This is a genomic window from Bacillus luti, from assembly GCF_009739945.1.
GTDB lineage: Bacteria > Bacillota > Bacilli > Bacillales > Bacillaceae_G > Bacillus_A > Bacillus_A luti.
The window spans coordinates 136,159-161,328 of sequence record NZ_CP040336.1; the positions used below are offsets into that span (position 1 = coordinate 136,159).

Consider the following 25,170-nt stretch of genomic DNA (forward strand, 5'->3'; position numbering starts at 1 on the left):
TCTATCATTTCCTCGGAAATTTTACAATTCTTATACATATTTTTACAGGATTTGTCGAAAAATAATTGGTTACAGGTTGTATAGGATATTTGAATATTGTTCAGAATGATTGCTGAGGTGATGATGGAATGCGAGGAAGAAATAATAAAAAGTCGCAAAAGGTAGTACATTTATTTCAAAAAAGATGGGTATTTCCGGCACTATACATTGCTTGTGCAGCGGTAATTTTAATGGTTGCGCTATGGTTCCAAGGGGCTAATCCAAAGAAGACTCCGAACCATGATCAAGCAACACCGTATACACAATCGGAAGATCCAGCAGTACCAGTAACAAAATCTTCAGAAGTAGTGAAAATGCCAGCTGCCGCGAATGCGGAAGTAGTCGTACAGAAGAAGTTTTATGAAGACGTAGCAACTGAGGCGGAACAAGAAAAAGCACTTGTCTTTTATAACAACACATATTCCCCGAATAAAGGAATCGACATTGCTGCGAAGAATGGAAAAGAATTTAATGTAGCAGCTGCTTTAAGTGGTACAGTAACGAAAGCTGAAAAAGATTCACTTCTTGGTTATGTTGTAACAGTTGATAGTGGAAATGGTGTAGCAGTATCTTATCAAAGCTTAGGCAGTGTGAAAGTAGAAAAAGGTGCAAGAGTTGCACAAGGTGAAGTATTAGGAAAATCCGGTCTAAGTGCAATGAATAAAGAGGCAGGTTCTCACGTTCACTTTGAAGTACGTAAAGACAATGTAGCTGTGAACCCTGAGCGTTACTTAAATAAATCAGTAGCAGAAATTAAAGCTGATGCAGGTGCTGCAAAGGCAACGAATGCTTCTGGTAAAAAAGCTGATGACAAATCTCAAAAAGAAGAAAAGTCAACAAGCACGAAACCAGAAAGTAAAACAGAAGATAAGTCTCAAAAAGAAGAAAAATCGACAAGCGGTTCGACTAGTGACAAAAAAGAAGAGCCGAAGAAAGAAGAAAAATCAACAAATGGTTCTACAGAATCATCTAACGGTTCTTCTTCACAAGAATAAGAATGTGAAAAAATCAGTTCTCATTAGGAGAGCTGATTTTTTCATTTTCATATAAAAATAATCAATTTCGAGAAAAAAGTTGCAATAACAAGGAAAAATGACGAGATTCTCGAATATATATTACAAAAAGGAGGGGATACTGTGTCATTTTTATTTGTTCTGTCGATTGCTATTATTTTATTGTTTGTTTTATTCACTTTATATTATTATATTGCCGGTAAAAAAGAGGTTCCCCACCATCAGTTGTTAGAAGAAGAATTTGAGCGAGAAGAATGACACCTTTCATATAAGGTGTCATTTTTTTTGCCATAATCGTCATTGTTAACGTATTTCTCACAAAAAAACGTAATTTTTCTTAACTTAGTCCGCAAAAATAGTGAACATGTAGCATATATCAGTAGTGCGGGCAATACAATGGTATAAACCAAAGCAAAGAGAGTGTTTGAGGTGAGAAATCGTGAATCATTTCATTATAAATCCAAGAATGTTTAACGCTTACAAACAGCACTCACACTTACTTCTTAGTCGTATGCAGCGAGGCTCATTTCACACTTCTCACATCCAATTTAGGGAGGCGAGTGGTGTGCACGATTACATCAAAGAGAGAACTATCAAGATTGGCAAGTATATCGTGGAGACAAGAAAGACAGTGCGTGTCATTGCAAAGGAATTTGGGGTATCAAAGAGTACAGTCCATAAAGATTTAACAGAACGTTTACCAGAAATTAATCCAGAGCTCGCAAATGAAGTGAAAGAAATTCTTGATTATCATAAGTCTATTCGTCATTTAAGAGGTGGAGAAGCAACAAAGCAAAAGTATAGAAAAGAAGATGTAGAAAAGCCGGTACGTCAATAAAGGTACAGTTGCAAACATTCCGTTCAAATTCGGTAATATTTTTCAGAAGAATTCTTTTTGCGAATATTACGTTTCTGTTAAATTTATGATAAAATCAGAAATTAGGTGTAAAAGAATTCGGGTGTAACCTGATTTTGAATATCGAGGAGGAAAAGACGGGAATGTTTGCGCGAGATATCGGAATTGACCTAGGTACGGCTAATGTATTAATTCATGTTAAAGGTAAGGGTATTGTATTAAATGAGCCATCTGTTGTGGCAATTGATCGTAATACAGGTAAAGTATTAGCAGTAGGTGAAGAAGCAAGAAGTATGGTAGGACGTACGCCTGGTAATATTGTAGCAATTCGTCCACTTAAAGATGGCGTAATCGCAGATTTCGAAATTACAGAAGCAATGTTAAAGTATTTCATTAACAAATTGGACGTAAAAAGCTTCTTTTCAAAACCGCGTATTTTAATTTGTTGCCCAACGAACATCACATCAGTAGAACAAAAAGCAATTCGTGAGGCTGCTGAACGTTCAGGTGGTAAAACAGTATTTTTAGAAGAAGAACCAAAAGTAGCCGCAGTTGGTGCTGGTATGGAAATCTTCCAACCGAGCGGTAACATGGTTGTTGATATTGGTGGAGGTACAACAGATATCGCTGTACTATCTATGGGTGATATTGTTACCTCTTCCTCTATCAAAATGGCTGGCGATAAGTTTGATATGGAGATTTTAAACTACGTTAAACGTAAGTATAAGCTATTAATTGGAGAACGTACTTCAGAAAATATTAAAATTAAAGTTGGTACAGTATTCCCAGGTGCACGTAGCGAAGAACTTGAAATTCGCGGACGTGACATGGTAACAGGTTTACCACGCACAATTACAGTATGCTCTGAAGAAATTACAGAAGCACTAAAAGAAGACGCAGCTGTCATTGTACAAGCTGCAAAAGGTGTACTAGAGCGCACGCCACCAGAATTATCTGCGGACATCATCGACCGCGGTGTTATTCTAACAGGCGGTGGAGCTTTACTACACGGTATCGACATGCTTCTAGCAGAAGAACTAAAAGTACCAGTATTAATTGCTGAAAACCCAATGCAATGTGTTGCCGTTGGTACAGGTATTATGTTAGAGAATATCGATAAATTACCACGTCGTGCTTTGAAATAACAGATGGGGCAATCCCACTGATGAATAGCCCGCAAATAGCGGACTAAATTGAGAAGAACTAAGGTGTCATAGCCTTAGTTCTTTTTTGTTTTTATATTTTTATATTTTGATTTATTGAGAAAATAGAAGGAAAATAAAGAAAAACGAAGAAAACAGGTAAAATATTCATATATATGGTTAAATTTAATATTTCCTTATTTGAAAACGTTTATAATATAATGAGTCGAATACGACATTAAGGCAAAGAATGTTCAAATACATATTGCCTTTCCCTAATTTGGGCATACACTCTTTTCTACCTCCGTGTCAGTTGCAGGAATGTGCAACTATTTTAATGGAATAGAGTGTATGCATTTTTTTATAATAGGAAGTAAAGTTTCACTTTATAATGACAAACAATAAACAAAATGGGATAATAAACAATATGTCCAAGTGGTAAGACCAATATTACAAAAGGGGCGATTGTTACATGCTAAATATAGAACAAATTAAAGAAATCATTCCTCACCGCTATCCATTCTTACTTGTTGATAAAATATTAGAAGTAGATGAAGGGAAAAGAGCGGTTGGAATTAAAAATGTATCCGCAAACGAAGAATTCTTTAATGGACACTTCCCTGACTATGCAGTTATGCCGGGTGTACTTATTGTAGAAGCATTAGCGCAAGTCGGAGCAGTTGCTGTATTAAAGAAAGAAGAAAACCGCGGAAGACTAGCTTTCTTCGCAGGAATCGACAATTGTCGTTTCAAAAAACAAGTACGCCCAGGTGATCAACTTCGCCTAGAAGTAGAAATGACACGCGTACGTGGACCGATCGGAAAAGGAAAAGCAATTGCGACGGTAGATGGAGAAGTTGCATGTGAAGCAGAAATTACATTTGCGATTGGTGATAAGAAGGAATAAAAGCTATAAAAGTCTCCTTGTGAAAATACAGGGGGATTTTTTTATTTCCTTTATATATCGATGGGAATATAAAAATGCAGATTAGTCAGAAAATTAGTTGTGAATAAATGGATATTCCTATATAATTGCTTTAGCATTTATCCCGTATTAACGGGCAGTAAAACCTCCACTGGTTAAAGCTTCACTTTATCTCGAAAGCGAGATAAAAGAAGCGATTGTCATATTATTAATGCTTACATATAAGGGAAGATGGGATGTTTTTGGTTATTAGGAGGTACGTGTATATTTGGACGGAATTACCAGTGGAAATATGTGGGGAATGAGCGTAATATATCGTTCATGAATGAAATAGGCGTGTATATCGAGCATAAAGAAATAGGGAGAGTTTCGCATTTTAACAGAGGAGATTAGAATATGTTCGGGAGAAAAAAAAGAAAACCAATACGACAATTAATTACACATCAGGAGCCTAAATCACGTATTACAGAACAATACCGTAACATTCGTACAAATATTGAATTCACATCTGTAGATAGCCGTATTCGTTCTATCATGGTTACGTCAGCAAATCCAGGTGACGGAAAAACAACAACAGTTGCAAACTTAGCAGTTGTTTTCGGCCAACAAGGAAAGAAAGTTTTAGTAGTTGGAGCTGATTTACGTAAGCCTTCCATACAAGACTTATTTGCAGCCCATGCTTCAAATGGACTAACAAATGTATTATCAGGACAAACAAATGTCATGCAATGCATTCAAAAGACAGATATAGAGAATGTATATGTAATGGCATCAGGCCCAATACCACCAAACCCAGCGGAACTGTTAGGAAATCGAGTAATGGACGAGGTATTACTAGAAGCATATAACATGTTTGATATTGTTTTAATAGACACACCACCAGTTCTTGCGGTTACCGATGCGCAAATACTGGCGAATAAGTGTGATGGAGTCATACTTGTCGTACGCAGTGAAAAAACAGAAAAAGATAAAATCGTAAAAACGAAACAAATATTAGACAAAGCATCAGGAAAAATACTTGGAGTCGTTTTAAACGATAAAAAAGAAGAACAAGAGCAATATGGCTATTATTAAAATAGTAAAAATGACCAATAAGAATACTTATTGGTTGTTTTTTGTTTTAGAATTTTTATAAAATTTCGCATTACATTATGCAAAAAACATGATATAATATAAAATTTTGGAAATTTGATGGAATGTGTTGTCATATTTAAGATTATTTTGTAAGATTATATATGTTTTTAAATAACAATCGTACGTAGATATTACTAAAATAAAAAAATGTAAGATTATATGTTATAATTTTTCTTATGTGCAAATTTTAGAAAGTTGGAGGAACCTATGGAAGAAACAATTAGTTTAAAAGAGTTATTTTATATCTTAAAAAAACGTGTAGCAATGATCCTCGTAATCGCCTTTGGTGCAGCTATAGTAAGTGCTATCATTAGCTTCTTCTTTATGACACCAATCTATCAATCTTCAACGCAAATTCTTGTTAACCAGAAGAAACAAGAAGGGGCAATGTTCCAAGCTGGTGAAATTCAAACGAATATTCAATTAACGAATACATATAAGGTTATTATTAAAAGCCCAGTAATCTTAGAACAAGTAAATGAAAAATTAAATTTAAATATGACAGCGCAAACTTTAACAAAGAAGATTAATGTAACAAATGAAAAGGATTCTCAGGTTATCTCTGTTACAGCTGCGGATAAAGATCCGAAACTTGCTCGTGATATTGCCAATGCAACTGCAGATGTATTTAAAGGTGAGGTTGCAAAAATTATGAACGTTGATAACGTAACAGTATTATCGAAAGCGGAAGTTGTAGAAAATCAATCTCCGATTAAACCACGCCCGATGTTAAATGTAGCAATTGCTTTCGTTGTTGGTTTAATGGCTTCAGTTGGTCTTGCGTTCTTACTAGAATATTTAGATAACACAGTGAAAAAGGAAGAAGATGTAGAAAAATTACTTGGTTTACCAGTGTTAGGTATTGTAGCTCGTATGGATGAAGAAAATGCAATGGTAAAATCACACGCTCCATCATCAAGAAAAGTGAGGGGACAAACAATTGGCTCTTAATTTATTTAAAAAGAAAAAAAATCATCGTCAACGTCGTCAATTAATTGCTCATCAACAACCGAAATCACCTATTTCAGAACAATTTCGTAACATTCGAACGAATGTTGAATTTGCATCTGTTGATACGAATTTACATTCGATAATGGTGACGTCTGCGAACCCGAGTGAAGGGAAAACAACGATAACATCGAATATGGCGGTTGTGTTTGCACAACAAGGAAAGAAAGTATTATTAATTGATGCAGATATGCGTAAACCAGCAATGCATCAAGTGTTCCAAGTAGATAACATTTTCGGACTAACGAACGTATTAACACATAGTGAACGTTTAGAGAAATGTGTACAAACGACATCGGTAGATAATTTACACTTTTTAGCGTGTGGTCCAATACCGCCAAACCCAGCGGAGCTGTTGGGGTCGAAATCAATGCAAGAACTACTTGCGCAAGCGTATAGTATGTACGATTTAGTGATTTTTGATTTACCACCAATTTTAGCTGTTACCGATGCACAAATTATGGCGAATGTGTGTGATGCATCTATTCTCGTTGTGCGTAGTGAAGCAACGGAAAAAGAAGCAGCAGTAAAAGCAAAAGGTTTATTACAATCAGCAAAAGGTAAATTATTAGGCGTCGTTTTAAATGATCGTGAACGTGAACATGGCTTATATTATTACTACGGTGCTAATTAATCGAAAAGAGAGATATGACATGAGCATATCTCCTTTTTTCCCTTGAATATGAGACTTATCTCATATTCAAGGGAAAAAAGATAATTATGAGAGAGGAGGATGAAATAAGTGATTGATTTACATTGCCACATTTTACACGGCATCGATGATGGTGCACAAACGGTAACAGATAGTTTAGCGATGGCACAAAAGGCGGTTCAAGAAGGAATACATACAATTGTCGCAACACCACATCATCAAAATGGAAAATATGTAAATGAGCGCACTTCTATTATTCATCAAGTGAAGCAATTAAATGATGAACTACAACAACATGAAATTCCACTTAAAATTTTACCAGGACAAGAGGTCAGGTTATATGGTGACTTATTAGAAGATTATGAAGCTGGTAAAATTGTTACTTTAAATGAAACGAATAAATACATATTAATTGAATTCCCGTCGAATCATGTACCTCGTTATGCAGAACAACTATTATATGAACTACGTGTAAAAGGGATGATTCCAATTATCGTCCATCCGGAACGTAATGCCGAATTAATGGAGCGACCGGATAAGCTATACAACCTTGTAAACAAAGGAGCATTAACACAAGTGACGGCAGGTAGTTTACTAGGGAAATTCGGTAAAAAGATTAAAAAGTTTTCAATGCAACTGGTGGAACATAATTTAACGCATATGATTGCATCAGATGCACATAACACGACAACAAGAGGATTTCATTTGGCGGAAAGTTATGAATTAGTTGAGAAAGAATTTGGAACGAGTGTAATGAGTGATTTAAAAGAGAAGCCGTATTTATTAATTAGCGGGAAGGCAATTTATAAAGAAGACCCAGAACAAATTCGTCGTAAAAAATTGTTCGGTATTTTTTAATTGAAGAGATTGGGTGATGTCTCCTAACCGGTATCAACGGAGGCACTCGGTCGTGCTGTGGGTAGAAATTTTTATTTCGGACCTACCTTAGACGCTTGTCGTCGGGAGTATGACGTGAGGATGGGTTGGATGCCCATAATTTTATTTATGTAGAAGCTCTACCTATGGAGTTATAAGAATGACTATGTAGGTAGGGTTTTTGTTATTGTTACATACAGATAAAACAATTTTGGGGAGGACTAGATTTGAAAAAAGTAAGAAAAGCGATTATTCCAGCGGCTGGTCTTGGAACGAGATTTTTACCAGCAACGAAAGCGATGCCGAAAGAAATGTTACCGATCGTTGATAAACCAACAATTCAATACATAGTAGAAGAAGCAATAGAATCAGGAATTGAAGATATTATTATTGTGACTGGAAAAGGGAAACGTGCCATTGAAGATCACTTTGATCACTCTTTTGAGTTAGAACAAAATTTACTTGAAAAAGGAAAATTGGAAGTACTTGAAAAAGTACAAGCTTCTTCAAAAATTAATATTCATTACATAAGACAAAAAGAACCAAAAGGTTTAGGACACGCAGTATGGTGCGCACGTAAATTTATTGGAAATGAACCATTTGCGGTATTACTTGGTGATGATATTGTGCAAGCAGAAACACCATGTTTACGTCAATTGATGGATCAATATGAAGGCACACAATCATCGATTATTGGTGTACAAACAGTGCCAGAAAATGAAACACATCGTTATGGCATTATTGACCCTGTTGAACAAAACGATCGTCGTTATCAAGTTCGTCAATTTGTTGAAAAACCAGCTTTAGGAACAGCGCCATCAAATTTAGCGATTATGGGACGTTACGTATTAACACCAGAAATCTTTACGTTCCTTGAGAACCAACAAACTGGTGCTGGTGGAGAGATTCAATTAACAGATGCGATTCAACGTTTGAATGAAATTCAACGTGTGTTTGCTTATGATTTTGAGGGAACACGTTATGATGTTGGGGAGAAGTTTGGATTTATTAAGACGACGATTGAGATGGCACTTCAAAATGAAGAATTAAATTTAAGTTTGATGAAGTATATGAAAGAACTTGTGAGAAAGGAAGAGGTACATTCATAAGGGAATGTACTTTTTTATTATCAATAAGATGCGAATTATATAAAGAAGGGAACAGATATATTGAGTTATCGAAAACGGCTCTCATTATTAATTTTATTAGATTCATTTATTGTATTAACTGCCGTGTACTTAAGCTATTGGTTCATACATCCAAATGTATTAAGCAAAATTCCTATGACAGTAGTTATTAGTTCTATTACATTATTGTGTAGTCATCATGTTTTTGCTGCTATTTATAAGCTATATAATAAAGCTTGGGAATATGCAAGTATTGGAGAATTAAAACAAGTATTTAAAGCAATTACGCTATCTATTGTAGTAACAGCAATTGTTCAACAAATTATAAACCATGATATTTATGTTCGCATTTTAGCAATCGCATGGATGTTACATTTACTATTAATTGGTGGTTCGCGCTTTGTATGGCGTATGTTCCGTGATACGTATATTACAAAAGCTACTGATAAAAAACGAACATTGATTATTGGTGCAGGTTCAGCAGGAACAATGGTAGTACGTCAATTACAACATAATAAGGATGCAGACTTATATCCAATTGCTTTCGTTGATGATGATAGAAATAAGCAAAAACTAGAGATTTATAATGTACCAGTTGTTGGTACAACCGAACATATTCAAGAACTAGTAGAAGATAATGACATTGAACACATTATTATTGCCATTCCTTCTTTAAATAGAAAGCAAATAAATGAAATCTTTGAGAAGTGTACAAAAACAAAAGCGAAAACTCAAATTGTACCAATGCTTGAGGATCTTCTAGATGGCAAAGTATCTGTTAATGAAGTGCGTGATGTACGGGTAGAGGATTTATTAGGAAGAGAACCAGTTCAGTTGGATGATGCGGGTATTGGAGAAAAGATTGCAGGTAAGACAATATTAGTAACAGGTGCTGGTGGATCAATTGGATCAGAAATTTGTCGTCAAGTAATGAAATATAAACCAGCAAAAATTGTTCTTTTAGGACATGGTGAAAACAGTATTTATAACATAGAAATGGAAATGCGAGTTACATATGGGGATTTGGTTGAAATCACTACAGAAATTGCTGATGTACAAGATCGTCATAAAATCTTTGAAATAATGAAAAAGCATCAACCATATATCGTCTACCATGCGGCGGCACATAAACACGTACCTTTAATGGAACGTAATCCTGAAGAAGCTGTGAAAAACAATATTTTTGGTACGAAAAATGTAGCGGAAGCGGCTGATACATTTAAAGTAAATACGTTTGTTATGGTTTCTACAGATAAAGCAGTAAATCCTACGAATGTAATGGGTGCTACAAAGCGATTTGCGGAGATGCTTGTCCAACACATGGCAGCTGTTAGTACAGGCACGCGTTTTGTGGCAGTTAGATTTGGTAATGTTCTTGGAAGTAGGGGGAGCGTAATCCCTCTATTTAAGAAACAAATTCAAAAAGGTGGTCCCGTAACAGTTACTCATCCTGATATGATTCGTTATTTTATGACAATACCAGAAGCCTCAAGATTAGTTATCCAGGCAGGTACGCTAGCTAGAGGGGGAGAGTTATTCGTATTAGATATGGGAGATCCAGTTAAGATTGTAGATTTAGCTAAAAATTTAATTACTCTTTCAGGATATTCTATTGAAGAAATAGGAATTGAATTTACTGGATTACGACCAGGTGAAAAAATGTATGAAGAGTTATTAAATGATGGAGAAATTCATCCCGAACAAATATTTCCTAAAATTCATATAGGAAAAGCTGTTTTAATAGATCAAGGTACTTTAATAAAGTTTATGAATGATTTTGAGGGGATGAATAAAGGAGAAGTAAGAGAACGATTATTAGATATTGCGAACAATAAAATTCAGATGCCCATTTGAATTCAAGAGTAAATAAACACTTATACTACCAATTAGTATAAGTGTTTATTTTGTATTTAAAGATAGAATTAAATATAAGGAGGAAAAAATTAAATGATTAATATAGAAAAAAGAAATATACCATTCTCTCCACCAGATATTACAGATGCAGAAATTGAAGAGGTTGTAAAAGCAATGAAATCTGGTTGGATTACAACGGGGCCTAGAACGAAGGAATTAGAAAAAAGAATAGCTGAATACATTGGTGTAAATAAAGCAGTATGTTTAAATTCTGCTACAGCAGCAATGGAGTTAACACTTCGTATTTTAGGGGTTGGACCTGGTGATGAAGTTATTACGTCAGCATATACATATACGGCATCTGCTTCAATTATAGATCACGTGGGTGCAAAAATTGTATTAGTTGACACTGCACCAGATTCTTTTGAAATGGATTATGAAAAACTTGCTGAGGCAATTACAGAGAAAACAAAGGTAATTATTCCAGTTGACATTGCTGGGAAAATTTGTGATTACGAGGCAATATATAAAGTAATTGAAAGTAAAAAGGGATTGTTTAGAGCTAATAATAAGATCCAAGAACTATTCAATAGGATAATTGTAATGGCAGATGCTGCCCATGCGTTTGGAGCTAAAAGAAACGGTTTAAAATGTGGACAAGTTGCCGATTTTACCTGCTATTCTTTCCATGCGGTAAAAAATTTCACTACAGCTGAAGGGGGAGGGGTCGTATGGAGTAATGGTCTTGGATTAGATGATGAATGGATGTATAAACAATTTATGCTATACAGTCTTCATGGGCAATCTAAGGATGCTTTGGCCAAAACTCAAAAAGGTGCATGGGAGTATGATATTGTATACCCAGCCTATAAATGTAATATGACAGATATTATGGCTGCAATTGGATTAGTACAATTAGATAGATATGAAAATCTTATGAATAGACGTAGAGAGATTATTGAAGTGTATGATAGAGCATTGTCACCTCTTGGAATTCAAAGCTTGCAGCATTATGGTGAAAACTTTGCTTCATCAGGTCATCTTTATCTAGTTAGAATACCAGGAATTGGGGAAACTGAGAGGAATGAAATAATCATTAAGATGGCGGAAATGGGTGTGGCGTGTAATGTTCATTATAAACCACTGCCTATGCTAACAGCTTATAAAAATTTGGGATTTGATATTAAAGAGTATCCCAATGCATTTAATATGTATAAGAATGAAATTACACTCCCACTTCATACCCAACTAAGTAATCAAGATATAGAATATATAATTGATTGTTTGAAGAAATCTTTAGGTAAGTAGCTTGAACAATATAATCAATGTTTTTTAGTTATATTGGAAAGGGAGAACTTATATGAATTTAAATTTTGAACGTGTTTTAGTGCATGAGGATAGTAAAATACTCGAAGTATACAAAATAATAAAAAGAAGTGGCGAGTATATGTTTAGAAAACAAGGATTAATCCATTGGAAAAATCCTTATCCAATAGAAGCTATAAAAAGAATTGTGAAGAACGAGAAGTGTTCTTGATTAAAGATTTAGATGCACAAATATATGTACATACTTTTCAATTGGAGTATAGTGGTAATTATTTGGGTCTTCAGATGGATGAAGAAAAAAGTAAAATAACAATAAATAAGTTTGCTACAGTTCCAGAGGCAGAAGGTAAAGGTATAGGAAAGAAGAGTATTAATTATATTGAGGAATATTGTCGTAATAAAGGTATATCGAAAATTGCCTTAGATGTTTATGAGAAGAGTGATCATGCAATTCAATTTTATAAAAAAAGAGGGTTTGTTTTTACTGGCTCTAGGTCAACCAGGTACTTTAAGGTATATTTAATGGAAAAATGCCTTTAATAGAAGTTGTTTTTTTCTGTATGTTTATCGAGAGAGCTTAATCCGAAAATAGAATTATACGAAGAAGGATGGATGACCATGAAAAAAGTTCTAATAATTGGTGCAGGCTTTTTACAAACTTTCGTAATTAAGAAAGCGAAAGAGATGGGATACTACACGATTGCAATAGATAAAAATCCAAATTCAATTGGTTTTGCGTACGCGGATGAATATGAAATTATAGATATTATCGATCAAGAAGCCTGCCTAAATTATGCAACATCTAAAAATATTAATGGAGTAATGACTGCAGCGACAGACTATGGGGTTCTCTCGGCGGCTTATATTGCACAAGAAATGAAGTTATTAGGACTTAATTATGAAGTAGCTAAGGTTATAAAAAACAAGTATATGGTGCGCCGTGAATTATTTGTGAATAAAGTGGATGACATAGCTCAATATTATGAGATTGGTAATATTCGTGAACTTGATGAGATTACTAGTAAAATTAAATTCCCTGTCATGGTTAAACCTTGTGATGGATCAGGTAGCAAGGCAGCTAAGAGAGTTAATTCGAAAGCATACTTAAAAAAAGCTTGTGATGAAGCGATACAAGCTTCTTTAATAGGTAAGGCTTTAATAGAAGATTTTATTGAAGGTCGAGAATACGGAGTAGAATCTTTTGTGTATGATGGAGAAATAAACGTACTTGGAGTCATGGGGAAATATATGACAAATCCACCTAATTATGCAGAATTAGGACATTGCATTCCTAGTCAGTTAGCAATTGAAGAAAAGGTAAAAGAGGTAGCAAAAAAAGCTATTGAAGTTTTAGGGATAAATTTTGGAGCGGTAAATATGGATATCTTGGTTACAAAGGATAATCGGATTTGCATTGTTGATATTGGAGCGAGAATGGGTGGGAATTTAATAGGGTCGCATCTTATTCCAATGGGTACAGGAATCGATTATATGGGAAGTTTAATTCAAGCTTCTTTAGGAGAATTAAGAGGACTGAACATACACGGCCCAGCACGTAATGTTGTAACAAGATTATTAGCATTACAACCAGGTAAAGTAATAGAGTTACCGAATTTTATTGAAATCGAAAAAAATAACGATGTTAAAATTTACTGCAATATAGAAGAGGGTACTGTTATTAGAGAATACCAAACTAATTTAGATGGTTGTGGCTACGTGGTTTCGGCATCGGAGGATATAAAAGTGGCTACTAGTAAGGCTGAAACTGTCAAAGAGTTAATAGATCTGAAAATTATAAGAGAATAATTAATCTAAATTCTTTAAGAGATTAAGGAGTAAAATTATGTATAAAAAATGGTTCAAGCGTATACTTGATATTTTTATTAGTATTATGTCTCTACCTATATTTGTATTAGTATACCTTGTTTTTGGTTTGATAATAAAGTTGGAGGATAGAGGACCAATATTTTATAAAGCTGATCGTATTGGTAAAGATAGTAAATCTTTCAAAATGTATAAGTTTCGTTCAATGAAAATGAATGCTCCAACGTTACTTAATGAAGATGGCAGTACATACAATTCTAAAGACGATCCTAGGGTAACAAAAATTGGGAAATTTATGAGAGAAACTAGTATAGATGAAATCCCTCAAATATTAAATGTTTTAAAGGGCGATATGAGTATTGTTGGACCAAGAGCTAGTCTAACAAGTGCGCTTGATACATATCAAAATGATGAAGTTGATAAAATGAAAGTTAAACCAGGCATTACTGGGTATACCCAAGCTTATTATAGAAATGGGTTATCTAATAGGGAAAAGCGTTTGAAGGATTCTTGGTATGCTAATAATATCGATTTCAATTTAGACGTGAAAATTTTCTTTAAAACTTTTGCAACGGTATTAAAAAAAGAAGGTTTGTATACAAATGACAAGATAAAAGTTGAAAACAAGAAATAAAATTTTAGGAGTTTATAAACATGCAAAAAATATTGTTCATTAGCAATATTACTAATAGAATAACAAATTTTTCCCTCCCATCAATAGTAGCCGGTCAAAGTTTAGGTTATGAATTTCATTTAGCCGCAAATTGTTCAAACTTTAAAGATGATGCATCAAAGCATAATGTAATAATTCATCATGTAGACTTGGACAGAAATCCTTTTAGTTTTAAAAATATTAAGGCATATAAACAAATGCTAGCTCTGATAGAAGAGGAAAACTTTGATGTTATCCATTGTAATACTCCGATAGGAGGTATTTTAGGTAGACTCTGTGGAAAAAAAATGAAAGTTCCTAAAATAATCTATACTGCACATGGATTTCATTTTTATAAGGGTGCTCCAAGGGGAAGTGGAACGATATTTAAATTGGCTGAGATGTGGATGGCGCGTTACACAGATGCAATTATTACAATGAATAAAGAAGATTATCATGCAGCTTTAAGGTTTAACCTGAGAAAAAATGGTAATGTTTATTTTGTTCCTGGGGTCGGAGTCGATACAGATCTTTATCGGTGTAAACAAGTCGATAAAGTGACCTTAAGAAGCTCTCTAGGTTTAAAAGAGAGTGATGTTGTATTGATCGCTATGGGGGATTTAATTCAACGAAAAAATTATGCAACCTCTATTAGGGCAATAGCTCAAGCTAACAACCAAAATCTACAATTCTTAATTTGTGGAAAGGGACCAGAATTAGCAAAACTTCAAAATTTAGTGAAAGAATTAAGGATAGAAAACCAAGTGAAATTTTTAGGATATAGGTCTGATATAAAAGAACTATTAAGTGTTGCAGATATTTTTCTATTTACAACTTACCAGGAAGGATTACCACGCTCGATGATGGAAGCGATGGCAGCGGGATTACCGTGTATAGCATCGAACGTACGCGGGAATGTAGATTTAATAACAGATGGTATAGGGGGATATTTATGCAATCCAATTGATTTTGAGGGATTTGCTCAAAGAATTAATATTCTTGCTGTAGATAAGGAACTAAGGGAAGTATTAAGTATTAATAATCTTGAAATAATAAAGAAGTTTGATGTTGAAAATATTAAGTGTGAGATGAGAAAAATATACGAAAAAGAATTATAGACTAAATTAAAATTATATAGATAAAAGTGTTATATTTTTTATTATGGGAAAACAATTTAACACATTAATTATAAAAAAATTGAGGTTATCAAATGTTTGATAAAAATAAACCAAGAATAGCTTTTTTTATAGGTAGTATGAGAAGAGGAGGGGCAGAGAGAGTAATATCTATTTTAGCAAATACCTATGCTGAAAAAGGCTGGGAAGTAGATATTTTAACTCTCCTGGATGATGCTAATGAATATAACTTACATGAAAGTATTAATGTAAAGCCAATTGGCACTAAAGGGAACTCCAGAATAAGGAAACTCCCTAGTTGGATAACTAGTATTCGAAAATATGTGGTCGAAAATAAACCAGATAGAGTAGTTTCTTTTATTGCTCGTATTAATATTATTGTAATATTGGCTTGCATGGGGTTAAATCAAAGAATAATCGTATCTGAGCGGAACGATCCAAAAGCAGATGGAAGATCTAAATTAGTAGAAATGGCAACCAGCATACTTTATCCTTTAGTGGATAAGGTGGTTTTTCAAACAAAATGGGCAAAATCTTGTTTTTCTACTAAAATACAAAGAAATAGTGTGATAATACCTAATCCAATTAGTGTAAATATAAAAGCTTCGAATAAGAAACAGAAAATGATAGTAGCTGTAGGGCGCTTATTAGAACAAAAGAATCATGAATTATTGATTCGATCGTTTGGAAAAATGAAAGCGGACTTTCCAGAATATAGTTTGTATATATATGGAGAGGGTGCACTAAGAGATAAGTTAACTAAACTAATTGAAGAGTTGAAACTTACAAAATCAGTATTTTTACCAGGGAATATATCCAATATTCATGAAAGAATAGTAGATGCGGAAATGTTTGTTCTTTCATCTAATTATGAAGGGCTATCAAATGCGTTATTAGAGGCAATGGTGATAGGACTACCTTGTATTTCGACGGATTGTGCAGGTTCAAATGAAGTTATTGAACATGAAAAAAATGGTTTAATCGTTCCTATAGGTTCGGAGGAAGACCTTATAAAAGCGATGAAATTATTAGCAGCAAATTCTGAAATTAGGGATAAAATTTCTAAAGGTGCAAAAAAAACTTCCGAAAATTTTGATGTTAATGTAGTAGTAGATCAATGGATAAGTATAATTGAAGCGTAAAAGTAGGAATAGAATATAAAGAACGTAAGATAGTATAAATTTATTTAGTATGGATTTTGGTTTTGGTAAAAATATAACTAGAATAGCTTTTGAATATATTAACTTAATGTTAAAAATGCAATCAAACAAATTAAAGTTTTACCAAGTCAAGAGCGTTAATAATAAAACATAGGGTATATAAATTCACCCTTGGTAGAATAGGGGTTTTATCGAGGGTATCAATTAGGAGAACTATATGAAAAAATTACTTTTTTTATTAAAAGAACGTAACCCGCGTCTATCGAATAAAAAACGGGCAGATATGTATAGAAGTAAGCTTGGAAGAATGGGTAAGGATTGTGAAGTTTTTATGAAGGTTAGCTTTGGTTCTGAGCCCTATTTAATTGAATTGGGTAATAACGTTAGGATAACACATGGTGTTAAGTTTATTACTCATGATGGTGGTATTCATGTTTTACGAAACTTGGGGCTCGCGGAAAATCGAGCAGTTTATGGAAAGATTTGCGTTGGTAATAACACGTTTATTGGTAATAACGCTATAATTCTGCCAGGTGTTAAAATAGGGGATAATTGTATTATAGGTGCTGGCAGTGTTGTTACTCGTTCTATACCTTCAAACAGCGTAGTGGCGGGAGTACCAGCAAAAGTACTGAGGACAATTCAAGAATACTACGATAAAAATGAACCAATTATGCATGAAACACTAAAGATGACAGCGATTGAAAAGAAGGAATACTTATTGAAGGCTGATGTAAGTAAATTTATTGAGAAATAAGATGGATTTTATGGGTTTATTTAGAAAATAGGAAGATTGTTGTAACAAGTATATCTTTAAAATATGTCGAAGTGAAATGGATCTAAAAATAAAGAATTGTGGTGTTTAATTTGTTTTATAGGAAGTTTCAGGGTGTTATTAAATTTGGTTTATTTACTATGATATCACTACTCGTGCAAATACTTGGTATGTTTACTAATATAATCATTGCTAGGAAGATAAGCATTTCTGATTTTGGGACGTATACTATTATTTTAACGGTGATTGGATTAGTATCTACATTCTCGTTTTCTTGGTCTTCCTCAATGGTTTCATTTTATGGAAGTAAGGAAATTTCAAAAGAAGGGAATATGAGAAAAACCATTCAGAGTAGAAATATTATTCTTTTTATAAGCTTTTTTATTACTGGTGTTGTTTTTTTTGTATTTTCAAGACAAATTAATGAGTACGTTGGAAAGGAATTTTCAAGTTTACTTTTTCTATGGGTTGTAATTAAGGCAGTAAATGAATATATCGCATATTACTTTATAGCAAGAGAAAAAAAGATTATATCCTCAACTGTAGGTTTAGTAGGAAGAGTTGTAACAGTAGTTCTTTTATTAACTTTGGAATATGATTTGAATGAATTGTTATTGATGCTAATGGTCTGCGAACTGTTAACTTTTGGGACCATAAAGTTTATAAATAAAAATGATTTTAAATATACAAAGTTCAATAAAGAGTACTTTAAGGAGGTTTTGTCTTTTTCTCTTTGGCAATTATCAGGAACGGTATCAATCTATATTATTAATTCAGCTAGCTTACTGGTAATAAATCATTTTTATAGTAAAGCTGATGTGGGAATCTTTAATGCTGCATTTAAAATTTTTGCTGGTATTTTTATAATGTCAAATATAATTACGTCATATTATGTTGCGACATTAACAAGGTACTTCCAAAATGAGAATAAGAAACAAATTAAAAAATTCTATATAAACATAAGAATAGGCTTATTTGTTTTAGTTTTACTAGTTCATCTAGTTTTATTTATTTTTGCGGATGATATATTCTCTATTTTATATAAAAATGAATACCAGTCTTCAGTACAAGTATTTCAAATATTATTAGTAGCTAGCTTATGTAGATATTGGACGGTTTTTCAGGTCCTTTATTTTAATATAAATAAAATGTATAAGTTTCAGCAAATGTTAAATATATCTAATGCGGTTCTTAACATATTACTTTGTATAATTCTTGTTCCTAAAGTAGGAATAATGGGTGGGGCTTTTGCGACTACATTCTCAGCGTTACTTATAGCAATTATTTCCTCCATAATATGTGAGCCTAAAATATATAAATACCTAAAAAGTTAAACGAGGAGAAAGTGATGAAAAAAAATTTAGCTATTATTATCACCAAACTTGAAGGTGGTGGTGCGGAAAGAATGGCTTCAAATCTATCTATTTTATTATCTGAAAAATATAATGTTTCCTTGATTGTTTTTGATACAAAAGATATAAAATATCCCTATAATGGACAATTAATAGATTTAGGTATTCCAGCCGCTAATAATCCACTAAATAGAATTTTTAATTTAGTTAGGAGGGTAAAGAAGTTAAGAGACCTAAAAAAGAAATTAAATATAAACTTTTCTATTAGCCTTCTGGATGGGCCTAATATTGTAAATATACTATCTAGACAAGAAGATAGAGTAATAATATCAGTAAGAAATAAGCTATCTTTCTTTGTCAAATCAAGGTTAAAAAAGAATAGATTAAAATTCCTTTATAATAAGGCTGATAATGTAGTTTCACTTTCGGAGATGGTTAAATTAGATCTTATAGAAGAGTTTGGTATAAAAGAGGATATTATATCCACTATATATAATTCTTGTGATACAGAACGGATTCTAGAGTTATCAAACGAAAATATTAATGATTATTATTCTGATTTATTTGATGATTATGAGGTTATAGTGACGGTAGGAAGACTAGAAAACCAAAAGGCTCAATGGCATTTAATTAGAGCATTTAAAAAAATTAAAGAAGTTAGACCTAATGCTAAATTATTAATATTTGGTAAAGGATCTCTTGAGGAGTATCTTATTAAACTAGTGGATGAACTTCAACTTAATGAGGATGTAATATTTGCTGGATATGTAAAAAATACTTTTAAATACGTAAAAAGATCTAAGGTTTTTGTATTTTCTTCAGTTGTTGAAGGGTTGGGGAATGTATTGCTAGAGGCAATGGCATGTGGAATACCTATTGTCTCCACAGATTGTTTTGCAGGACCAAGAGAAATAATTGCCCCTAACACAAACGTGAAAACCTCTGCTCGAGGGATAGAATATGGTGAATTTGGTATCCTTACACCAGTTTGCGATGGAAAGAAATATGATGGGTTTACTAGTTTAACACAAGAAGAAAATTTTTTAGCAGAGGCTGTTATTGAAGTGCTATCTAATAATGAAGTTAATAAAAAATATACAGAAGCTTCATTGCAAAGAATTAAAGGGTTTTCTCCAGAAGTTATAAGTAAGGAATGGATAAAATTGATTGAAAATAAAGAGGGAAGCTATGATTCTAATAACTAGTGTATATATTTTGTTACTTTTTATATTGTTCATCCTAATTGGAGTGTACTATAAAAGGTATCAAAAAATAGATGTTTTTGTAATTTTCACTTTAGTCTATTCGTTATATTATTTCCTAGTACCCGTTATAATTACTATTAATCAAAGGCAGTTGGAGCAAGAGATTAGTGGAATAGATTATGTTTATCACATAATTAACTCATCCCCTGCAGATAGGTTTTATGCATTGATATATTCTATACTGGGATACTTTATTTTTGCAGCAGCCTATAAATTTACACCTGCTAAATATAGAACCCCTGAAATATCTATAAATACATTACAGTTAATTTCAATTCAGAAATTAAGAATTGTTTTTAGAGGTTTTGGCTTTTTTATGTTTATAGTCGGTGGATTATCCTTTGTTTATATAATTATTAGCTTAGGAGGCTTATCTAGGGCATTACAACTTGCAGATTATTTAAGAAATCCTAATGTAGATAGTACGCAATATTTAAGTCAAAATGTTCTCTTTTTAAAGACTTTAGGTGGTTTAACCTTAGGTGCTCCTTATGCATTTTTAGGAGCATACTATATTAAAAGAGAAAAAACCACATTACTGTTATTTATATCTTCACTAGCTCTAGGGACTTTATACGCTGTATTTTCTGCTGGGAAATTTGTATTGGTTACTTTTACTGCAGGTTTTATAATCCATTATTTAATCAGGGGGAAAAGGACTAAAATTTTAAATATTATTATATTTTCGGTGATATGTTTATGGTTAATACCATTTATAGACTTTCTCTTTAGTTATTTAGCTACGGGTGGAGAAAGAGTATATGTTGATCATACAACAAAATCTGCTCCTTTAATTTCTCAATTTGCATTTCCATATTCAAATTTATTAAAGGTACAAGAGATGAATCAGATATTTGGATTACGCTGGGGGATTGATTTGATAAATTGGATTTGGAACATTATACCCAGTGGGATTTTGGGGATTTTAGGTCTTCGGATTACACCAGATTTATCTGATCAAATTACTTTATATTATTCTATGTTCTCTAGATCAACCGGTGGAACTCCTGCAGATTTATTAACATTAGTTATTAGTCAATTTAGTGTATTTGGCGTGTTCTTAATGGCTATTGTGGGCTTTATACTAAAAAGGATAAATTTGTTACTCTCGAAATTAAATTTTAATGATTTCTCTTTTTTATATTTTAGTGTGTTAATTATACCGTATTCATTGGTGTTTAATAGCGAATTAGTAAATATTTTGAAATATAGAATGAGTAATGTCATGGTATTAATTATGTTACTTATTGTTTCTAGGTTAATAGTAAAAAATTCTTATGAGGCTGAAGATTTAACAAAGTAGCTTAATTGGAAATGATATGTTGAGGAGGATAAGATGTGTGGTTAAGGGAAGAGACGTAAGAATAGATGCTTTGCGTTTTATTGGCACGGTATTGGTTATATTTGCTCATGTTGGGGCGCCTAACTGGATTCAAAATATCCGTACATTTGATGTTGTAATGTTGGTGTTAATTTCAGGCATGTCAATAAATAAATCAAGAAATACTGGGAATTACCCTATTTACCTATATGGACGATTAAAAAAGATGATTCTACCTTTATATACAGTATTAACTATAATTTTTTTAATTAATTTTATTTTTAGTGCGTTATTTGGAATATCATCTGCAGGAATCGATTTGAATGTCGCACTTAGATCTTATTTACTATTGGACGGTATTGGTTATGTTTGGATAGTAAGGGTGTTCTTATGTGTGGCCTTGGTCGCTCCACTATTCCCTAAAATTTTCAAGGATATAAATTTATTTAGATTTTCTTTCATAATGGTGGCCCTCTATTTAGTTTACTCTGCAATGAGTTTTCTTATGAGGGATACACAGTACTGGATGTTTGAACTATTCTTTATTCAAGTGATTCCATATATTATTGTTGCTGCAATAGGATATAAATTATATAGCGATATGGAAACAAAAAAGTTTATGTTATTACTTTCAGTAACTGGTTTAATTGGAATTACGATTGTAAATGCTTTTTTAAATAAGACAATATTACCTGATTACTACAAATATCCACCTCAGTTACAGTATTTATTTTATGGACTATTTGTTTCGTTGTTGCTATTTGTATTAGTAGAAAAATATAAAAATATTGAAAGAGCTTTTTCGAAAAAATTTATTACTTTTATATCCGTGCATTCATATGATATATATGTGTATCATATATTGGCGATATTTGTATATAATGCTTTAAGGAAAATAGTAACTGTTAGTATTCCCAACGAATATATTGTTAAATATATATTTGTTTTAGGTAGCTCTATATTACTAGTAATTGTGAAAAAATATTTAATAAACTATTTTTCTAAAATAGTGATTCGAGATAAGCTAAAAAAGGTTATCTCATGATAAAAATACCACCCTGTAGATATTGAAATGGTATTAAATAGTCACGTATAGCTTTTGGCAAGGAAGACACGTAAAAAAGGAGTGGATACATACATGGCTGTATTCACCTTTTTTATTAGTGAGATGGGATGTATAAGTCTTAAAATAGGAGCTTGTTGTAATTTAATTATTTTGAGTGATAGGTTATCATAGGGAATTAAAATTTAATAATGAGCTATAGATTTAATGGTATGAAAATGAATATAATTTTTTCCAGATAACGAAAGGGAGATATGATAATGTATAAGATAGCGGTAGCAGGAACAGGATACGTTGGTCTAGTAGCTGGCGTATGTTTCGCAGAGGTTGGACACCAAGTAACTTGCGTTGATATTGATGAGGGAAAAGTTGAATTAATGAAATCTGGTGTTTCACCAATTTATGAGGCTGATTTAGAGGGGCTCATGCAGAAAAATTACACTGCAGGAAGAATTAATTATACAACAAATTATAAGTCCGCATACAAAGATGCAGATGCAATTTTTATTGGTGTAGGAACTCCAGAACATGCTGATGGTTCTGCAAATCTTTCATATATTGCAACTGTTGCAAAGCAAATTGCTGAAAGTGTAGAAAAAGATTGTCTTGTTGTTGTAAAATCAACTGTTCCAATTGGGACAAATGACAAGGTTGAACAGTTTATTCAAGACTTTTTAGTTAATGATGTGAAAGTTGAAGTAGCATCAAATCCAGAATTTTTAGCTCAAGGTTCTGCTGTTCATGACACGTTATATGCAGAAAGAATTGTTATAGGTACAGAAAGTAAATGGGCAGAAGAAGTATTAACAGATCTTTATAAGCCATTTCATTTACCTATCGTTTCAGTAAATAGAAGATCAGCAGAAATGATTAAGTATGCTTCTAATGATTTCTTAGCTCTTAAAATTTCTTATATGAATGATATTGCAAATCTTTGTGAGTTGGTTGGGGCAGATATTCAAGATGTTGCAAAAGGTATGAGTTTTGATGAGCGTATTGGAAGTAAATTTCTAAATGCAGGTATTGGATTTGGGGGTTCATGTTTCCCTAAAGATACTAAAGCATTGGAGTATTTAGCGAGACAAAATGGTTACGAATTAAGAACAGTAAAGGCTACAATTGATGTAAATAAAGATCAAAAGACTTTATTGTATAAAAAGGCTAGCCAAAGATTAATTACTTTTAACGGGCTTAAAGTAGCGGTACTAGGATTAACTTTTAAACCTGGGACAGATGATTTGCGAGAAGCAGCTTCTCTGGAAAATATACCGTTACTATTAGAACAGGGTGCAGATATTTACGCATTCGATCCAGTAGGTGCAAACAACTTTTCTAAGGTGTATCCAGAGGGTAAAAATAAAAATGGTAATATTACATATGTTGCAAATGTTGAACAAGCTTTAGAAGGTGCAAACGTCTGCTTTATTTTTACAGAGTGGGGAGAGGTAAAAGAATTAACTCCAGAAAATTATAAGAAGTTAATGAGAACACCTCTAATATATGATGGAAGAAATATTTATGATGTTCCAGCGATGCAAGAAGCTGGGATAGAGTATCATTCTATCGGGAGAAAATCTACAAGTAGAGAACGTATGAGGGAGTCGGATAATATTGAATTACAAACCTCTAGATAATAATAAAGTATATCTTGTTACTGGAGCAGCGGGTTTTGTTGGATATTTCTTATCTAAGAAATTATTAGAACAAGGTTGCCAAGTAATAGGTGTGGATAATATAAATGATTATTATGATGTAAATCTTAAATATGCTCGTTTAGAGCAGTTAAAGCCGTATGAGAAATTTACCTTTATTAAAGGTGACATTTCGGATAAAGATATGATTACTCAGATCTTTGAAGAATACAAGCCTAATATTGTTATAAATTTAGCTGCACAAGCTGGTGTAAGATATTCAATTGAAAATCCAGATGTATATATTCAAAGTAATATTATTGGTTTTTATAATATCCTAGAAGCATGTAGACATTATCCGGTAGATCATCTTGTATATGCATCATCTAGTTCTGTATACGGAGCTAATAAAAAGGTACCATTTGAGGAAACAGATTTTGTAGATAATCCAGTGTCATTATATGCATCTACTAAGAAATCAAATGAATTAATGGCACATACATATAGTCATTTGTACAAGATTCCTGCAACTGGACTACGTTTCTTTACGGTGTATGGTCCTATGGGACGTCCAGACATGGCCTATTTTGGATTTACTGATAAGTATTTCGCTGGTGAGTCAATTAAAATATTTAATAATGGTGATTTTGAAAACGACTTATATCGTGATTTTACTTATATAGACGATATTGTTGAAGGGATTCAAAGGCTTTTAAGTAACCCACCTATAGAAGATGTAAGGCATAAAATATTTAATATTGGAAATAATAATCCTGAAAAGTTAATGGTATTTATTGAAGCATTAGAGAAAGCCTTGGGCAACGCCTTAGGAAGAGCAGTGGAGTTTAAAAAGGAATTTGAACCAATTAAACCAGGAGATGTACCAGCTACTTATGCATCAACGGATTTATTGCAGAAAGCTGTTGATTTTAAACCTGAGACGTCTATTGAAAAGGGCTTACAAGAGTTTGCTAGTTGGTATGTGGAATATTATAAAATAAATAATTAAAACCTTAGATTGCCTAAGGGATAATGTACT

Annotated in this window: 24 protein-coding genes; all 24 read left to right on the forward strand. The window is 32.8% G+C overall.

All coding sequences use genetic code 11. The annotated features are described in order from the left end of the window. Positions 1-128 precede the first annotated feature (128 nt). The 24 genes from spoIIQ to EUC40_RS00785 all read left to right on the forward strand — a co-directional run bounded on the left by spoIIQ (position 129) and on the right by EUC40_RS00785 (position 25,140). On the forward strand, positions 129-1,034 hold the full coding sequence (gene spoIIQ / locus EUC40_RS00670; protein ID WP_156573201.1) for a stage II sporulation protein SpoIIQ: 906 nt from the start codon (positions 129-131) through the stop codon (positions 1,032-1,034). Between the two features lie 141 nt (positions 1,035-1,175). Further along, positions 1,176-1,310: a hypothetical protein gene (locus EUC40_RS00675; RefSeq protein ID WP_002019771.1), complete on the forward strand. Its 135-nt coding sequence runs from the start codon at positions 1,176-1,178 to the stop codon at positions 1,308-1,310. A gap of 307 nt (positions 1,311-1,617) precedes the next feature. Continuing rightward, on the forward strand, positions 1,618-1,890 hold the full coding sequence (spoIIID, locus tag EUC40_RS00680) for a sporulation transcriptional regulator SpoIIID (protein WP_000544012.1): 273 nt from the start codon (positions 1,618-1,620) through the stop codon (positions 1,888-1,890). 161 nt (positions 1,891-2,051) lie between these two features. After that, complete coding sequence (mreB, locus tag EUC40_RS00685; RefSeq protein ID WP_000457992.1) at positions 2,052-3,053, forward strand: rod shape-determining protein; 1,002 nt, start codon at positions 2,052-2,054, stop codon at positions 3,051-3,053. Between the two features lie 469 nt (positions 3,054-3,522). Beyond that, positions 3,523-3,957 carry a 3-hydroxyacyl-ACP dehydratase FabZ gene (gene fabZ / locus EUC40_RS00690; protein WP_000931959.1) on the forward strand — a complete coding sequence of 145 codons (435 nt, stop codon included), beginning with the start codon at positions 3,523-3,525 and terminating at the stop codon, positions 3,955-3,957. A gap of 414 nt (positions 3,958-4,371) precedes the next feature. After that, positions 4,372-5,049, forward strand: a complete 678-nt coding sequence (locus EUC40_RS00695; protein ID WP_156573202.1) for a CpsD/CapB family tyrosine-protein kinase — start codon at positions 4,372-4,374, stop codon at positions 5,047-5,049. A gap of 267 nt (positions 5,050-5,316) precedes the next feature. Next, complete coding sequence (locus EUC40_RS00700; protein ID WP_156573203.1) at positions 5,317-6,060, forward strand: YveK family protein; 744 nt, start codon at positions 5,317-5,319, stop codon at positions 6,058-6,060. Then, positions 6,050-6,751 carry a CpsD/CapB family tyrosine-protein kinase gene (locus EUC40_RS00705; protein WP_156573204.1) on the forward strand — a complete coding sequence of 234 codons (702 nt, stop codon included), beginning with the start codon at positions 6,050-6,052 and terminating at the stop codon, positions 6,749-6,751. The genes EUC40_RS00700 and EUC40_RS00705 overlap by 11 nt, the downstream gene beginning before the upstream one ends. A gap of 108 nt (positions 6,752-6,859) precedes the next feature. Continuing rightward, positions 6,860-7,627: a tyrosine-protein phosphatase gene (locus tag EUC40_RS00710; RefSeq protein WP_156573205.1), complete on the forward strand. Its 768-nt coding sequence runs from the start codon at positions 6,860-6,862 to the stop codon at positions 7,625-7,627. A gap of 245 nt (positions 7,628-7,872) precedes the next feature. Further along, positions 7,873-8,754: a UTP--glucose-1-phosphate uridylyltransferase BpsC gene (gene bpsC / locus EUC40_RS00715; protein ID WP_156573206.1), complete on the forward strand. Its 882-nt coding sequence runs from the start codon at positions 7,873-7,875 to the stop codon at positions 8,752-8,754. Positions 8,755-8,814: 60 nt separating this feature from the next. Beyond that, on the forward strand, positions 8,815-10,626 hold the full coding sequence (locus tag EUC40_RS00720) for a polysaccharide biosynthesis protein (protein WP_156573207.1): 1,812 nt from the start codon (positions 8,815-8,817) through the stop codon (positions 10,624-10,626). Positions 10,627-10,719: 93 nt separating this feature from the next. Further along, positions 10,720-11,934, forward strand: coding sequence for a DegT/DnrJ/EryC1/StrS family aminotransferase (locus EUC40_RS00725; protein ID WP_156573208.1), 1,215 nt, complete (start codon positions 10,720-10,722; stop codon positions 11,932-11,934). Between the two features lie 165 nt (positions 11,935-12,099). Further along, on the forward strand, positions 12,100-12,492 hold the full coding sequence (locus tag EUC40_RS00730) for a GNAT family N-acetyltransferase (protein ID WP_156573209.1): 393 nt from the start codon (positions 12,100-12,102) through the stop codon (positions 12,490-12,492). Positions 12,493-12,570: 78 nt separating this feature from the next. Further along, a complete protein-coding gene (locus EUC40_RS00735; RefSeq protein WP_156573210.1) occupies positions 12,571-13,758 on the forward strand; it encodes an ATP-grasp domain-containing protein in 1,188 nt (395 codons plus the stop codon). Between the two features lie 37 nt (positions 13,759-13,795). Beyond that, complete coding sequence (locus tag EUC40_RS00740) at positions 13,796-14,410, forward strand: sugar transferase (protein ID WP_156573211.1); 615 nt, start codon at positions 13,796-13,798, stop codon at positions 14,408-14,410. A gap of 20 nt (positions 14,411-14,430) precedes the next feature. Then, complete coding sequence (locus EUC40_RS00745) at positions 14,431-15,546, forward strand: glycosyltransferase family 4 protein (protein ID WP_156573212.1); 1,116 nt, start codon at positions 14,431-14,433, stop codon at positions 15,544-15,546. Between the two features lie 92 nt (positions 15,547-15,638). Next, positions 15,639-16,706, forward strand: a complete 1,068-nt coding sequence (locus tag EUC40_RS00750; protein WP_156573213.1) for a glycosyltransferase family 4 protein — start codon at positions 15,639-15,641, stop codon at positions 16,704-16,706. Between the two features lie 235 nt (positions 16,707-16,941). Further along, the gene (locus tag EUC40_RS00755) at positions 16,942-17,481 is read left to right on the forward strand and encodes an acyltransferase (RefSeq protein ID WP_156573214.1); all 540 of its coding nucleotides are present in this window, start codon (positions 16,942-16,944) and stop codon (positions 17,479-17,481) included. Between the two features lie 173 nt (positions 17,482-17,654). Then, positions 17,655-18,833, forward strand: a complete 1,179-nt coding sequence (locus EUC40_RS00760; RefSeq protein ID WP_167520136.1) for a lipopolysaccharide biosynthesis protein — start codon at positions 17,655-17,657, stop codon at positions 18,831-18,833. Between the two features lie 14 nt (positions 18,834-18,847). Further along, positions 18,848-20,056 (forward strand): glycosyltransferase, encoded by a 1,209-nt coding sequence (locus tag EUC40_RS00765; RefSeq protein WP_156573216.1) that lies wholly within the window; start codon positions 18,848-18,850, stop codon positions 20,054-20,056. Further along, positions 20,040-21,419, forward strand: coding sequence for an O-antigen polymerase (locus EUC40_RS00770; RefSeq protein WP_156573217.1), 1,380 nt, complete (start codon positions 20,040-20,042; stop codon positions 21,417-21,419). The genes EUC40_RS00765 and EUC40_RS00770 overlap by 17 nt, the downstream gene beginning before the upstream one ends. A 37-nt stretch (positions 21,420-21,456) precedes the next feature. Further along, positions 21,457-22,482 carry an acyltransferase family protein gene (locus EUC40_RS00775; RefSeq protein WP_167520137.1) on the forward strand — a complete coding sequence of 342 codons (1,026 nt, stop codon included), beginning with the start codon at positions 21,457-21,459 and terminating at the stop codon, positions 22,480-22,482. Positions 22,483-22,760: 278 nt separating this feature from the next. Further along, positions 22,761-24,134 (forward strand): UDP-glucose dehydrogenase family protein, encoded by a 1,374-nt coding sequence (locus tag EUC40_RS00780; protein ID WP_156573219.1) that lies wholly within the window; start codon positions 22,761-22,763, stop codon positions 24,132-24,134. Continuing rightward, a complete protein-coding gene (locus EUC40_RS00785) occupies positions 24,112-25,140 on the forward strand; it encodes a GDP-mannose 4,6-dehydratase (protein WP_156573220.1) in 1,029 nt (342 codons plus the stop codon). The genes EUC40_RS00780 and EUC40_RS00785 overlap by 23 nt, the downstream gene beginning before the upstream one ends. Positions 25,141-25,170 lie beyond the last annotated feature (30 nt).